Here is a 12,417-nt window from a genome sequence, read left to right as displayed (position 1 = left end):
TCTGTGAAAATTCATATATTGTTGAAAACAATAAATATATAGTCGTAGAACTTAAATTCTGCTACGGCGCCGGCTCGTTTTGCCCCATTCTGTGTTATTCGACTATATAAAAGAAAAGCCGCTTCCGAAGAAGCGGCTTTGTGTTGCGGCGAAGTGTTAACCTTCGATGATGACCTCTACGCGGCGGCCTGCGGCGTTGTCGCCTTGGGCTGCGGTGGTGTCTTCAGGTTTACGCAATTCGATGTTTTCGGCTTTCACGCCTTGCGCCTCAAAGAAGGCTTGTACGGCTTGCGCGCGTTTTTTGGACAGTTCCGCATTGGCGGCGGCGTTGCCGGTGCTGTCGGTATAACCGCTGACTACCAGGCGTTTGCCGTCTTTGCCGGCTTTAATCAGGTCTGCCAAAACGGTTGCGGCATTGGCCGATACATCGCTCTTGCCGGTGGCAAAGTAGAAGATGCCTTTCGGTTGGCCGTTGTGGTCGGCCAGGGCAACATCGGCGGCATCTGCAGCGGGTGCGGCAGGCGCGGCGGCAGCGGCAGGTGCGGAAGCCTGTTCAGCCGGAGCGGCTGCTGCCGGGGCAGAGGCTTGCTCGGCAGGGGCGGCTGCTGGTGCTGCTGCTTTGGCGGCAGGCGCCGGTGCTTTACCGTCGTTGTTAGACAGACCCCATACATAAGCGGTCATGATGTGCAGCTTGTCTTTGTCCAGGAAGTTGCCCCATGCCGGCATTTGGCCGTGGCGGCCGTTGGTGATGGTTTCGATAATCGCTTTTTGCGTACCGCCCCACAACCATACGTCGTCGGTCAGGTTCGGGCCCAAGCCTTGTACGCCTTGGCCTTTGTCGCCGTGGCAGGTAAAGCAGTTGGCCGGTGCGCCGTGGAACAGGGCTTTACCGCGCTCAGCACGGCTTTCGTCGTATTGGTCTTTGGGTTTGGACAGCGACATCACGTAGTTGGCTACGTCTTTCACGCGCTCTTCACCCAAAGCCGGACCCCAGGCAGCCATCACGCCGACACGGCCTTTTTCGATGGTTTCCTGAATCTGTTCAGGCGAGCCGCCCCACAACCAGTCGTGGTCGGTCAGATTGGGGAAACCTTTGGAACCTTTGGCATCCGCGCCGTGGCATTGGATACAGTAGGTGTCGAACAGGTTTTTACCGATTTGCTGTGCTTGTGGGTCTTTTGCCACTTGCTCGATCGGCATTTTGGCAAATTTGGCATACAGGGGTTTGTATTGCTCTTCTGCTTTGGCTACTTCTTTTTCGTATTGGTTGTGGCTGGTCCAGCCCAATACGCCTTTGAAGTCGCCCAAGCCCGGGTAGAGTACGAGGTAGGCCGCGCCGAATACCCAGGTCAGGACGTACAGCCAAAACCACCAGCGGGGCAGGGGGTTGTTGTACTCGGCAATGCCGTCCCACTCATGTCCGGTCGTTTTGGCTTCTTCGCCTTTTTTCAGCTTGACTACGTTTTGGGAAATCAGTAACCAAGCCAGGCCGATAAAGCTGAGCAAGACGATGGCGGCAATGTATATATTCCAGAAATTACTGGTAAATTGGGATGTTGTGTTCATTCTTTATGCTCCGTATCACGGACGAACCGGTTATTGTCCGCCCTTATCCTTGCGCTCTTCTTGGTCGAAAATGCTGTTGGCGGCATCGTCGTAGTTCTGCCTGTTGCGTTTGTTGAACACGATGTACAACACAAGCATGAAGCTGATGAAGACACACAGGGTAAAGAGCGAGCGGGTCCAGGTTACGTCCATGATGTTACCTTACGTTTTTCAATGCTAAGCCCAAGCCTTGCAGATAGGCGATAACGGCATCCAGTTCGGATTTGTTTTTCAAATCTTCAGGTGCTTTTGCCAATTCTTCATCGCTGTAAGGCGTGCCGATGGCGCGCAGAGCCTTCATGTTGCCGATTGTCGCGTCAACATCGACTTTGTTTTGAGCCAGCCACGGGAATGCGGGCATATTGGACTCGGGTACGACGTCGCGCGGGTTAATCAGGTGGATGCGGTGCCATTCGTCGGAGTAGCGGCCGCCTACACGGGCCAAATCAGGACCGGTACGCTTGGAACCCCATTGGAACGGGTGGTCGTAAACAGACTCGCCGGCTACGGAGTAGTGGCCGTAGCGCTCGGTTTCGGCGCGGAACGGACGAATCATCTGCGAGTGGCAGTTGTAGCAGCCTTCGCGGACGTAAACGTCGCGGCCGGCAACCTGCAGGGCGGTGTAAGGTTTAACACCGGGCGCGGGCTGGGTCACTGCTTTGGTGAAAAACAGCGGCACGATTTCGATGAACAAGCCCACGCTGGCCACGAGCAAGGTAAATACAATCAGAATGCCGACTTTTTCTTCAGCTAATTGTTGTAATTTCATTTTGGTAGCCTATCTTTCTTATTTAGTGGTGTGCAGTTTGAGAAACCGCAGGAATCTCGGCATCAACCGCTTTGCCACTTACCGCAGTGCGGTAAACGTTGTAAGCCATGATGAACATACCGCTCAGGTACAGCAGGCCGCCGACAACGCGGATGGCGTAGTAAGGCATGGTGCGTTTTACGGATTCTACGAAGGAGTAGGTCAGGGTACCGTCGTCGTTCAGAGAACCCCACATCAGACCCTGCATCACACCGGCAATCCACATGGCGGCGATGTAGAGTACGACGCCGATGGTAGCAATCCAGAAGTGCGCTTCAATCAGCTTGGTGCTGTACATCTGCTCACGGCCGAACAGGCGCGGAATCAGGTAGTAAACGGAACCGATGGTGACAAAGCCTACCCAGCCCAAAGCACCGGCGTGTACGTGTGCCACAGTCCAGTCGGTGTAGTGGCTCAAGGCGTTGACGGTTTTGATGGACATCATCGGGCCTTCGAAAGTGGACATACCGTAGAAAGACAATGAAACAATCAGGAATTTCAAAATCGGGTCGGTACGCAGCTTGTCCCAAGCGCCGGACAGGGTCATGATACCGTTAATCATGCCGCCCCAAGACGGTGCGAACAGAATCAGCGACAGAATCATACCCAGAGATTGGGTCCAGTCGGGCAGGGCGGTGTAGTGCAGGTGGTGCGGGCCGGCCCACATATAGGTGAAAATCAGCGCCCAGAAGTGCACCACAGACAAGCGGTAAGAGTAAACCGGACGGCCGGCTTGTTTCGGCACGAAGTAGTACATCATGCCCAAGAAGCCTGCGGTCAGGAAGAAGCCCACGGCGTTGTGGCCGTACCACCACTGTACCATAGCGTCAATCGCGCCGGAGTACACGGAGTAAGACTTCATGAAGCTTGCGGGGATGCTGATGTTGTTAACGATGTGCAGCAGGGCCACGGCCAGGATGAATGCACCATAGAACCAGTTGGCCACGTAGATGTGCTTCACTTTGCGTTTGGCGATGGTGCCGAAGAATACGATGGCGTAGGCAACCCATACCAAAGTAATCAGGATGTCGATCGGCCATTCCAGCTCGGCATACTCTTTACCCTGGGTGTAACCCATAGGCAGGGTAATGGCGGCCAAAACGATGACAGCCTGCCAACCCCAGAATGTGAATGCGGCGAGCGGGCCGCAGAACAGACGGGTGTTACAGGTGCGCTGTACCACATAGTAGGAAGTGGCAAAAAGGCCGCAGCCGCCGAATGCGAAAATCACCGCATTGGTGTGCAGCGGACGCAGACGGCCGAAGTGGAACCAAGGGCCGATTTCGGATAAATTGAGAGAAGGTGCGTATAATTGGGCGGCGACAATCACGCCGACCAACATGCCCACAATCCCCCAAACTACAGTCATGATGGCGAACTGGCGCACCACTTTGTAGTTATAAGTTTGTGTGTCCATGGGAGAGTCTCCATAAATTATGGGAATAAAAAATTTTTATATTCTGCGGCATTACCCTTTGATGACAAACGGTTAGGCCGAAGTCTAAATTTTTCTCAATTTAACATATTTATAAAAATGCGCCAAGCGGTATTACATTCGCGCTCAGGGTTGTCGCGCGTGGCGGTTTTTATAAAAAACCATTAAAATCAACTTGCTGATTTCCAGGAGCTTGTATTTTACTGGTTCGCATTTTTCAAGTCCCCTTTTTTGGAAATCTTTTTGATGTAAATTAAATATTCGCTTTTGCTGAATGGATAACTATAAAATTTAACAAACGATATGATAGAAATGCTTAATTATAAAGTCGCGCCCGACCCCAAAAAACACCAATGGCAGGTCAGCTTAAGTTTCAAACAAAACAACTCTTTGCCGGTGATGCTCAGCCTGCCCGACTGGGTGCCGGGCAGCTATCTGATTCGGGATTTTTCGCGCCATATTACCGCCATCCGGGCTTTTTGCGACGGCGAAGAGCAGGTTTTGCAGCAGCAGAACAAGAGCCTGTGGCAGGCGGAAGGGCGTGCGGGAGAGTGGCAAATTTGCTACACCGTTTACGCGTTCGATTTGTCGGTACGCGGCGCATTTTTGAGCACCGAGCGCGGCTTTTTCGACGGCGCTTGTCTGTTTTTACGTTTGGCGGGCGCGGAAAACGTGCCGCATCGGGTCGAGTTGGCGCAGTTGCCGCCGCATTGGCAGACGGCGACTTCCATGCCATCGGTCGGGCAGGGCGTTTTTCAGACGGCCTCTTATATGGCATGCATCGATCATCCGTTTGAACTGGGGCGGATTGAGTTTTTGGATTTTGAAGCGGCAGGGCGGCCGCACCGCATCGCCTTGAGTGGCATTTATCCCGATTTCGACCGCGACCGGCTGGTGGCGGATATCCGGAAAATCTGCGAAACCGAGCTGGCGATGTTCCCCGAGCCGGCGCCGTTTGACGCGTATTGCTTCCTGTTGCACGTCGGCGACAATCTCTACGGCGGCCTGGAACACATCAGCAGCACCGCGCTGCTGGCCGATCGGGGCAGCCTGCCGCCTTACGGCATGGGCACGGCCAATCCCGAATATACCCAGCTGCTGGGTTTGTTCAGCCATGAATATTTCCACGCTTGGAACGTGAAATCCATTAAGCCGGAAGCGTTTGCGCCTTATGATTTAAGCCGCGAAAACTATACCGAGCAGCTGTGGGCGTTTGAAGGCATTACATCGTATTATGACGATTTGCTGCTGGTGCGCAGCGGCGTGATTTCGCCCGAAGCCTATCTGCATCTGCTGGCGCAGGGCATCACGCGCGTGCAGCAGACCAAAGGCCGTCTGAAACAGACGCTGGCCGAATCCAGCTTCAGCGCGTGGCACAAGTTTTACAAGCAGGACGAAAACAGCCCCAACGCCATTGTCAGCTATTACCAAAAAGGCGCATTGGCAGCGCTCTGTCTCGATTTGCTGATTCGCAGTAAAAGCGGCGGCGCATGGTCGTTGGACGGCGTGATGCAGCAGCATTACCGCGATTGGCTGGACACGAAGCGCGGCATTCCCGAGCAGCAGTGGCAGGCGCGTTGTCAGGAAATCACCGGGCTGGATTTACAGGCATTTTTTCAGACGGCCTTATACAGCACCGAAGAGTTGCCGCTGGTCGAATGCCTGAGCAGTGTCGGTGTGGACTTGGGTTGGCACGCTCTGCCGCGCAGCCACGGCGGCGGCTTTATTAAAGAAACCGATACCGTGCCCGCGCAGCCTATACCCGATTTCGGCGCACGTTTCCGACAAAATGCCGACGGCGCGCTGCTGACCCATGTGTTGAGCGACGGCAGCGCAGAGCAGGCCGCTTTGTGTCCGCAGGATAAAATCATTGCCGTCAACGGCTACGCCTGCCGCGATTTGGCCGCGCAATGGGCGGCGCTGTCCGTCGGCAGCCGTGCCAGCCTGCATTTCTTCCGCGCCGGCGTGCTGCATGAAACGCAGGCTGTGGTTCAAGCCGCAGAAGCCGATACCGCGTTGCTCGGCATCCGCGATGCCGCGCTGCTGGAGCAATGGCTGTTCGGGCGGTAAAATCTGCTTCGGTTTTCAGACGGCCTTTTGGGGCGTGTCGGATACGGCATTGTTCCGTGCCGTTTAAATGATTGAAACTATTTTGTGATGAAGGAAACATCATGGCGATTTTAAAAATCAGCGAAAATCTGTACATTTCCCCACAACTGCATGAAAGCGACGCGCAGCAGGCCGCTGCGCTCGGCATCCGCTCGGTCGTCTGCAACCGCCCCGACGGAGAGGAAGAGGGGCAGCCCGCAGTCGCCGAAGTGCAAGCCTGGCTGGCGCAGGCGGGTATTGCCGAATTTCACCACCAGCCCGTGGTTGCCCCGTCGATTACGGCGGAAGATGTTGCCCGCTTTCAGGCATTGACGGCTCAAGCCGCGCAACCCGTTTTGGCATACTGCCGCACCGGCACGCGCTGCTCGCTGCTTTGGGCATACCACCAAGTGCAGCACGGCATGGATGTTGCCGCTGCCAAAGCCGCAGCAGCACAGGCGGGTGTGAATTTGGATAATTTCGACAGCCGTTTGCAGCACGCGGCAGAGCAGGGGCTGTAAGCGGGCGTTTGGGTTGGATATGCCTGATGTAAAAAGGCCGTCTGAAAATGGGCATTTTCAGACGGCCTTTTTTTAAAGCGGGAAACGATCCGGCTTTTTAAGAAACCACTTCGCCTTGGGCGCGCTGTTTCTCGATGCTCTTATTGATGTACCACTGTTGGGCGATGGTCAGCAGGTTGTTGACCACCCAGTAGAGTACCAAGCCAGCGGGGAAGAAGAAGAACATGACCGAGAAAATCAGCGGCATAATCTTCATCATTTTCGCCTGCATCGGGTCGGTCGGCGGCGGGTTCAGATAGGTTTGGATGAACATGGTCGCGGCCATAATCAGCGGCAGGATGTAGTAGGGATCGGGGCGGCTCAGGTCGTGAATCCAGCCCAGCCACGGCGCTTGGCGCAACTCAACGGAGGCAAACAGCGCCCAATACAAACCGATGAAGACGGGGATTTGCAGCAGCATCGGCAGGCAGCCGCCGAGCGGGTTGATTTTTTCGTCTTTATACATCTGCATCATGGCTTGCTGCTGCGCCATGCGGTCGTCGCCGTATTTCTCTTTGATGGCTTGCAGCTTGGGCGCAACGGCGCGCATTTTGGCCATCGAGCGGTAAGAAGCGTTGGTCAGCGGATAGAGCACGGCTTTCACGATAACGGTCAGTGCCACAATCGCCCAGCCCCAGTTGCCGATGACATCGTGCAGCTTGTTCAGCAGCCAGAAGAGCGGCGATGCGAACCAGTGTACTTTGCCGTAGTCTTTCGCCAGTTGCAGATTGTCGGCGATACCGGCAATCACGCTGGTGGTTTGCGGGCCGGCATACAGGTTGGCGGCGATAGCACTGCTGCCGCCTGCGGGTACGGCGGTCAAAGGCACGCTCACGCTGGCGCTGTACAGATTGTCGCTGCGGCGTTTGATGTCGATTTTGCATTCGCCGGCCGCGCATACGCTGGCTTGGTCTTTAGGTTGCAAAATCCATGTCGCCATAAAGTGATGCTCGATCATGCCCAGCCAGCCGCTTTGGGTGCGGCGGACGTATTCGGCTTCGTCTTTGCCGGATTTGGCATCGTCGTCCAGATCGGAGAATTCGACTTTTTGGAAGTCGCCTTCGGGGGTGTACACCACGGGGCCGACATAAGAGTGGGTGAAGTAGCCTTGGCCTTCCGGCTCGCTGCCGTCGCGCACGACATTATAGTTGGCGTTCAGGTTGACGGGGTGGCCGCTGCTGTTGGTCACGTCGAAGCGCACGTTAATCAGGTAGCTGTCTTTGGTGAAAGTATAGACTTTGTCGATTTTCAGGCCGTTGGTTTCAGGCGCGGACAGGCGCACTTCGAGCGTGTCGCCCTGCAGGGTGTACTGCTTTTGCGGCGCGGTGAAGCTGATGCCTTTCAGGATGTTGTGGCCTTGCGCGTCCAGCAGCTCGGATTGGGCAACGTAGGTATAGGCTTTGCTGTCGTTGAACAGGACAAACGGTTTTTGCTCATCGCCGTTGGCTTCGTATTTCAACAGGGTCAGCTGGCGCAAATCGCCGCTTTTCTCGTCGATAACGGCTTTAACCGTATCGGTGGTCACCGTAATCGGTGCGGCAGCCGCCAGCGGGGCTTCGGTTTGGGCGGCAGCGGCAACCTGTTGCTGCTGCGCGGCCTGCTGTTGCGCCGGGGTCGGTTTCGGGGACGGGAACAGCTGCTCCCAGCCCATCAAAATCGCCAAGGCAATGGCAAAAAATGCCATAAGTCTTTTAAAATCCATAACAACTTCCAAAAAATCGGGCAAAAAATCGGGAATGTGCCGGAGCTGTCCGCAGCGGGGCGGGCGGTTCCGGGCTATGTAAAGATGGGTAAGATACTGCTTCAGACGGCATTATATAGAAAAAGCAGGGAAAAAACAGGAAAAAAGCAGCAGGCCGTCTGAAAACGGTTCGGGAAAGTGCCGGGGCGGGTCATGCAGATGAGGAGTGACGGGCAAACGTTGCGGCTAGGGCACGGGGTCATGGCCGCTTCCGCCCCAGGGGTGGCAGCGGGCGATGCGCTTGGCTGCCAGTAGGCCGCCTTTGAGTGCGCCGTATTTTTTCAACGCTTCCACCGCATATTGGGAGCAGGTCGGCGTATAGCGGCAGCGCGGCGGGATTAAGGGGCTGACGGCGTATTGGTAAAAGCGCACCAGCAGCAGCATGAGTTTAGCGGGCAGGGAGGCCATCAGCGTTTTTCCATCAGCTGCGCGAGTTGCGCGCGTGCCTGCTCTGCGGTTTCGCGGGTAAAGGCGCGGCTTACTCGCACCACGAAGTCATGCGGGGGCAGGGTGTCTTTGTGGCGGCGGAACCAGTCGCGGATGACGCGTTTCATATAATTGCGGCGGTTGGCGCGCTTGGCGGTTTTTTTGCTGACCACCAAGCCCAGGCGCGGATGCCCCAAGCCGTTGTCGCTGGACCGGAAGACTTGCAGTAAATCGCGGCTTTTGCGGTTTTTATACGCAAAAACGGATGAATAATCATCCGTTTTTAATAAGCGGTACTGCTTGCTGAAGCCGTAATCCAATTTACACGGCCAGGCGTTTGCGGCCTTTGGCACGGCGTGCGGCCAATACGGCGCGGCCGCCGCGGGTTTTGGAGCGCACCAGGAAGCCGTGGGTGCGTTTGCGTTTTGTAACGGAAGGTTGATAAGTGCGTTTCATGTCTTTTCCTAAAAAAATCGGTAGAAGAATTAAACTGTGAATTACACTCTAATTTGCCGCTTTTGTCAATCAATATAAAAGGCTTGCGCCAAAAATCGGCCGCAGGTGTCGGATTTTCGGCATAGTGGCGCGGCGTCGGGCGGCGGACTTGCGGAGCAGGTGGGCGGTGCGGTGCTTGTGGAAAAAATCGCCGCCTACGGCTGCCCTGTGGATAAAAATCGGTTATAATCGCGGCAATCATACCGATTTTGTCTTTACGCAGGTAGATTGTGTATTTCAAGAATATGGTTGAATAAAAAATGAAACAAGGCAGAAAGCCCTTGGCCGCCCGGATGAATGATGACAAGGCGGGCGTCGCGGCTTTATGTTTTTATTTTAATTTTAAATGACTATAAAAAATGGTATAAAACCATATCGCATATACTGCAGGCCGTCTGAAAACACCGCTTCGTCCGGATGTGTGCCGGTTTTTCAGACGGCCTGTGCTGTTGTTCCGAGTATTTTCCGCCCGAGCTTGATATGACGCTAGCAGAATTCTGGCCGCTGTGCCTCCGCAAACTTCACGATTCCCTCCCCGAGCAGCAGTTCCGTCAATGGATTGCGCCGCTGACCGTGGGCGAAGAGGGCGGTGTGTGGGTGGTGTACGGCAAAAACCAGTTTGCCTGCAATATGCTCAAAAGCCGTTTTGCCGCCGAAATCGAGGCGGTGCGCGTGGAATTGGCGCCGCAGCGGCCGGTGTTTGTGTTTAAGCCGGGCGAAGGGCAGAGTTATGTGATGGCGGCAGCGGGCGGGGTCAAACCGGCTGACATGCCGTCTGAAAATCCGCAGCTTGAGGTTGAAGCGGCGGTTGCGGCGCAACCCGTACTTGATGAACCTGCCGAATTGCCGGCGCAGGCGTCCGCGCAGAAAAAAAGCGCGCAGGAGATTTTGGCCGAGCGTTTGAAAAACCTGCAGCAGGGGCCGCAAAGCGTTCAGGCTGCCGCCGCGCCGCAAGCCGCCGCTCCTGTTGCCAAAGCCAAGGCCGTTGCGCTGCAGGAGGCGGAAGAAGCGCGCTATCAGCAGAGCAATTTGTCGTCGGACTATACTTTTGACACGCTGGTGGCCGGTAAGGGCAACCGCTTGGCCGCCGCCGCCGCGCAGGCCATCGCGGAAAATCCGGGGCAGAACTACAATCCGTTTTTCCTGTACGGCAGCACGGGCTTGGGTAAAACCCACTTGGTGCAGGCCATCGGCAATGAGCTACTGAAAAATAAGCCCGATGCCAAAGTGCGCTATATGCACTCCGACGATTATGTACGCAGCCTGATGGTGGCCGCGCGTAATAATGCGTTTGATGCCTTTAAGCAGCAATACAAGCAATACGATTTGCTGATTATCGATGACATTCAGTTTATCAAAGGCAAAGACCGCACGATGGAAGAATTCTTCTATCTGTATAACCATTTCCATAATGAAAAGAAACAGTTAATCTTAACCTGCGATGTGCTGCCTGCCAAAATCGAGGATATGGACGACCGCCTTAAATCCCGCTTTTCCTGGGGTTTGACGCTGGAACTCGAGCCGCCGGAGTTGGAGATGCGTGTGGCGATTTTGCAGAAAAAAGCCGAATCCGCAGGCGTCAGCATCAGCGAAGAAGCGGCGTTTTTCATTGCCAATTTAATCCGCTCCAACGTGCGTGAGCTGGAAGGCGCGTTCAACCGCGTCAGCGCCAGCAGCCGCTTTATGAATAAGCCGATTGATATTGATTTGGCGCGCGAGTCGCTGCAGGATATTATTGCGGTGAAACACAAAGTCATCACCGCCGATATGATTATTTTTGAAACGGCCAAGCATTACCGCATCAAGCCCGCCGAAATTGTCGGCAAAAAGCGCACCCGCAACATCGCGCGCCCGCGCCAAGTAGCCATGAGCCTGACTAAAGAACTGACCAATCTGAGCCTGCCCGCCATCGGCGCGGCGTTCGGCGACCGCGACCATACTACGGTGATGCACGGCGTCAAAGCCGTGGCCAAGCTGCGTGAGGAAGATCCCGAATTGGCGCAGGATTATGAAAAACTGCTGATTTTGATTCAAAACTGACGCGGCGGGCGCGATTGCCTGCCTGCGCCGTTTTCAGACGGCCTGTGCGTGTGCTCCGGCCGTCTGAAAAATACCCGACATTCCCGATTCAACCCAATCATAAGGAATAAACCATGTTGATTTTACAAGCCGACCGCGACAGCCTGCTCAAGCCGCTGCAAGCCGTAACCGGCATTGTCGAGCGACGCCACACCCTGCCGATTCTGTCCAACGTCCTGCTCGAAAGCAGCGGCGGCCAAACCAATATTTTGGCAACCGACTTGGAAATCCAAATCAATACCGCCGGCCCGCAAGCCTCTGCCGGTGATTTCCGCATTACCACCAATGCCAAGAAGCTCCAAGATATTCTGCGCGCCCTGCCTGAGAGTGCCATCGTTTCTTTGGATTGGGCGGACAACCGCTTGACGCTCAAGGCCGGGAAATCCCGCTTCGCCCTGCAAACCCTGCCGGCCGAGGACTTTCCGCTGATGAGCGTGGGCGAGGACGTGAGCGTGGCATTCTCGCTCAAGCAGGAAAATTTTAAAAACATGCTGTCGCAAGTGCAATACAGCATGGCCGTTCAAGACATCCGCTATTACCTCAACGGCTTATTGATGCAGGTGGAGGGCAGCCAGCTCCGCCTGGTTGCGACCGACGGCCACCGCTTGGCTTATGCCGCCAGCGAAATCGAAGCCGATCTGCCTAAGGCCGAAGTGATTCTGCCGCGCAAAACCGTGTTGGAGCTGTTTAAACTGCTCAACCATCCCGGTGAGGAAATCACCGTGGAATTGTTGAACAACCAAGTGCGCTTCCGCTGCAACGATACCGTTATCGTCAGCAAAGTCATCGACGGAAAATTCCCCGATTTCAACCGCGTGATTCCGTTGGACAACGATAAAATCTTCCTGGTATCGCGCACGGCCTTGCTGGGTGCGCTGGAGCGTGCGGCGATTTTGGCCAACGAAAAATTCCGTGGCGCAAGATTGTTTTTGCAACCGGGTTTGTTGAGCGTGGTCTGCTCGAATAATGAGCAGGAAGAAGCGCGCGAAGAGCTGGAAATCGCCTACCAGGGCGGTGAGCTGGAAGTCGGTTTCAATATCGGCTATCTGATGGATGTGTTGCGTAATATCCATTCGGACGATATGCAGCTGGCTTTCGGCGATGCTAACCGCTCGACTTTGTTTACCGTGCCGAATAATCCGAACTTCAAGTATATTGTGATGCCGATGCGGATTTAAGC

12 protein-coding genes are annotated in these 12,417 nt (G+C 55.1%); 4 read left to right on the top strand and 8 right to left on the bottom strand.

Features of this window, described 5'->3' with window-relative positions:
- Positions 1–156: 156 nt before the first annotated feature.
- From ccoP to ccoN, 4 genes are read right to left on the bottom strand one after another with little or no spacing between them, the layout of a single operon-like run.
- Positions 157–1,566 (bottom strand): cytochrome-c oxidase, cbb3-type subunit III, encoded by a 1,410-nt coding sequence (gene ccoP, locus BDE01S_RS04035; RefSeq protein ID WP_082790413.1) that lies wholly within the window; start codon positions 1,564–1,566, stop codon positions 157–159.
- 30 nt (positions 1,567–1,596) lie between these two features.
- The gene (locus BDE01S_RS04030) at positions 1,597–1,758 is read right to left on the bottom strand and encodes a cbb3-type cytochrome oxidase subunit 3 (protein WP_066077694.1); all 162 of its coding nucleotides are present in this window, start codon (positions 1,756–1,758) and stop codon (positions 1,597–1,599) included.
- A gap of 4 nt (positions 1,759–1,762) precedes the next feature.
- Positions 1,763–2,374: a cytochrome-c oxidase, cbb3-type subunit II gene (ccoO, locus tag BDE01S_RS04025; protein ID WP_066077692.1), complete on the bottom strand. Its 612-nt coding sequence runs from the start codon at positions 2,372–2,374 to the stop codon at positions 1,763–1,765.
- Between the two features lie 22 nt (positions 2,375–2,396).
- The gene (gene ccoN / locus BDE01S_RS04020) at positions 2,397–3,830 is read right to left on the bottom strand and encodes a cytochrome-c oxidase, cbb3-type subunit I (RefSeq protein ID WP_066077691.1); all 1,434 of its coding nucleotides are present in this window, start codon (positions 3,828–3,830) and stop codon (positions 2,397–2,399) included.
- 330 nt (positions 3,831–4,160) lie between these two features.
- Here ccoN and BDE01S_RS04015 point away from each other — a divergent pair, with 330 nt between their 5' ends.
- Together BDE01S_RS04015 and BDE01S_RS04010 are read left to right on the top strand one after the other, a co-directional pair.
- Positions 4,161–5,918, top strand: coding sequence for a M61 family metallopeptidase (locus BDE01S_RS04015; RefSeq protein WP_066077688.1), 1,758 nt, complete (start codon positions 4,161–4,163; stop codon positions 5,916–5,918).
- A 101-nt stretch (positions 5,919–6,019) separates the two neighbouring features.
- Positions 6,020–6,457 carry a TIGR01244 family sulfur transferase gene (locus BDE01S_RS04010; protein WP_066077685.1) on the top strand — a complete coding sequence of 146 codons (438 nt, stop codon included), beginning with the start codon at positions 6,020–6,022 and terminating at the stop codon, positions 6,455–6,457.
- Between the two features lie 97 nt (positions 6,458–6,554).
- Here the strand turns inward: BDE01S_RS04010 and yidC are convergent, their stop codons facing one another.
- The 4 genes from yidC to rpmH all read right to left on the bottom strand — a co-directional run bounded on the left by yidC (position 6,555) and on the right by rpmH (position 9,119).
- Positions 6,555–8,198, bottom strand: a complete 1,644-nt coding sequence (yidC, locus tag BDE01S_RS04005) for a membrane protein insertase YidC (RefSeq protein ID WP_066077696.1) — start codon at positions 8,196–8,198, stop codon at positions 6,555–6,557.
- A 225-nt stretch (positions 8,199–8,423) separates the two neighbouring features.
- Positions 8,424–8,645 carry a membrane protein insertion efficiency factor YidD gene (gene yidD, locus BDE01S_RS04000; protein WP_066077683.1) on the bottom strand — a complete coding sequence of 74 codons (222 nt, stop codon included), beginning with the start codon at positions 8,643–8,645 and terminating at the stop codon, positions 8,424–8,426.
- Positions 8,645–8,983 carry a ribonuclease P protein component gene (rnpA, locus tag BDE01S_RS03995; protein ID WP_066077680.1) on the bottom strand — a complete coding sequence of 113 codons (339 nt, stop codon included), beginning with the start codon at positions 8,981–8,983 and terminating at the stop codon, positions 8,645–8,647. Before rnpA ends, yidD begins: the two co-directional genes overlap by 1 nt.
- Before the next feature lies 1 nt (position 8,984).
- Positions 8,985–9,119: a 50S ribosomal protein L34 gene (gene rpmH, locus BDE01S_RS03990; RefSeq protein ID WP_002214728.1), complete on the bottom strand. Its 135-nt coding sequence runs from the start codon at positions 9,117–9,119 to the stop codon at positions 8,985–8,987.
- A gap of 519 nt (positions 9,120–9,638) precedes the next feature.
- On the opposite strand from rpmH, the gene dnaA reads away from it, so the two are divergent.
- Together dnaA and dnaN are read left to right on the top strand one after the other, a co-directional pair.
- Positions 9,639–11,198, top strand: coding sequence for a chromosomal replication initiator protein DnaA (gene dnaA, locus BDE01S_RS03985; protein ID WP_066077678.1), 1,560 nt, complete (start codon positions 9,639–9,641; stop codon positions 11,196–11,198).
- A gap of 113 nt (positions 11,199–11,311) precedes the next feature.
- Positions 11,312–12,415, top strand: coding sequence for a DNA polymerase III subunit beta (gene dnaN / locus BDE01S_RS03980; protein ID WP_066077676.1), 1,104 nt, complete (start codon positions 11,312–11,314; stop codon positions 12,413–12,415).
- The last annotated feature ends 2 nt before the right edge of the window (positions 12,416–12,417 follow it).

Origin of the sequence: Bergeriella denitrificans NBRC 102155, from assembly GCF_001592185.1 — a bacterium.
Lineage (GTDB): Bacteria > Pseudomonadota > Gammaproteobacteria > Burkholderiales > Neisseriaceae > Neisseria > Neisseria denitrificans.
The sequence above is the reverse complement of the archived record's forward strand: the minus strand, read 5'-3'. Positions and strand labels throughout refer to the sequence as shown.

Excerpts from the sequence above, each read along its gene's own strand:
- ccoP (WP_082790413.1), bottom strand. The coding sequence starts at position 1,566 with ATGAACACAACATCCCAATTTACCAGTAATTTCTGGAATATATACATT.
- BDE01S_RS04030 (WP_066077694.1), bottom strand. The coding sequence starts at position 1,758 with ATGGACGTAACCTGGACCCGCTCGCTCTTTACCCTGTGTGTCTTCATC.
- ccoO (WP_066077692.1), bottom strand. The coding sequence starts at position 2,374 with ATGAAATTACAACAATTAGCTGAAGAAAAAGTCGGCATTCTGATTGTA.
- ccoN (WP_066077691.1), bottom strand. The coding sequence starts at position 3,830 with ATGGACACACAAACTTATAACTACAAAGTGGTGCGCCAGTTCGCCATC.
- BDE01S_RS04015 (WP_066077688.1), top strand. The coding sequence starts at position 4,161 with ATGCTTAATTATAAAGTCGCGCCCGACCCCAAAAAACACCAATGGCAG.
- BDE01S_RS04010 (WP_066077685.1), top strand. The coding sequence starts at position 6,020 with ATGGCGATTTTAAAAATCAGCGAAAATCTGTACATTTCCCCACAACTG.
- yidC (WP_066077696.1), bottom strand. The coding sequence starts at position 8,198 with ATGGATTTTAAAAGACTTATGGCATTTTTTGCCATTGCCTTGGCGATT.
- yidD (WP_066077683.1), bottom strand. The coding sequence starts at position 8,645 with ATGGCCTCCCTGCCCGCTAAACTCATGCTGCTGCTGGTGCGCTTTTAC.
- rpmH (WP_002214728.1), bottom strand. The coding sequence starts at position 9,119 with ATGAAACGCACTTATCAACCTTCCGTTACAAAACGCAAACGCACCCAC.
- dnaA (WP_066077678.1), top strand. The coding sequence starts at position 9,639 with ATGACGCTAGCAGAATTCTGGCCGCTGTGCCTCCGCAAACTTCACGAT.
- dnaN (WP_066077676.1), top strand. The coding sequence starts at position 11,312 with ATGTTGATTTTACAAGCCGACCGCGACAGCCTGCTCAAGCCGCTGCAA.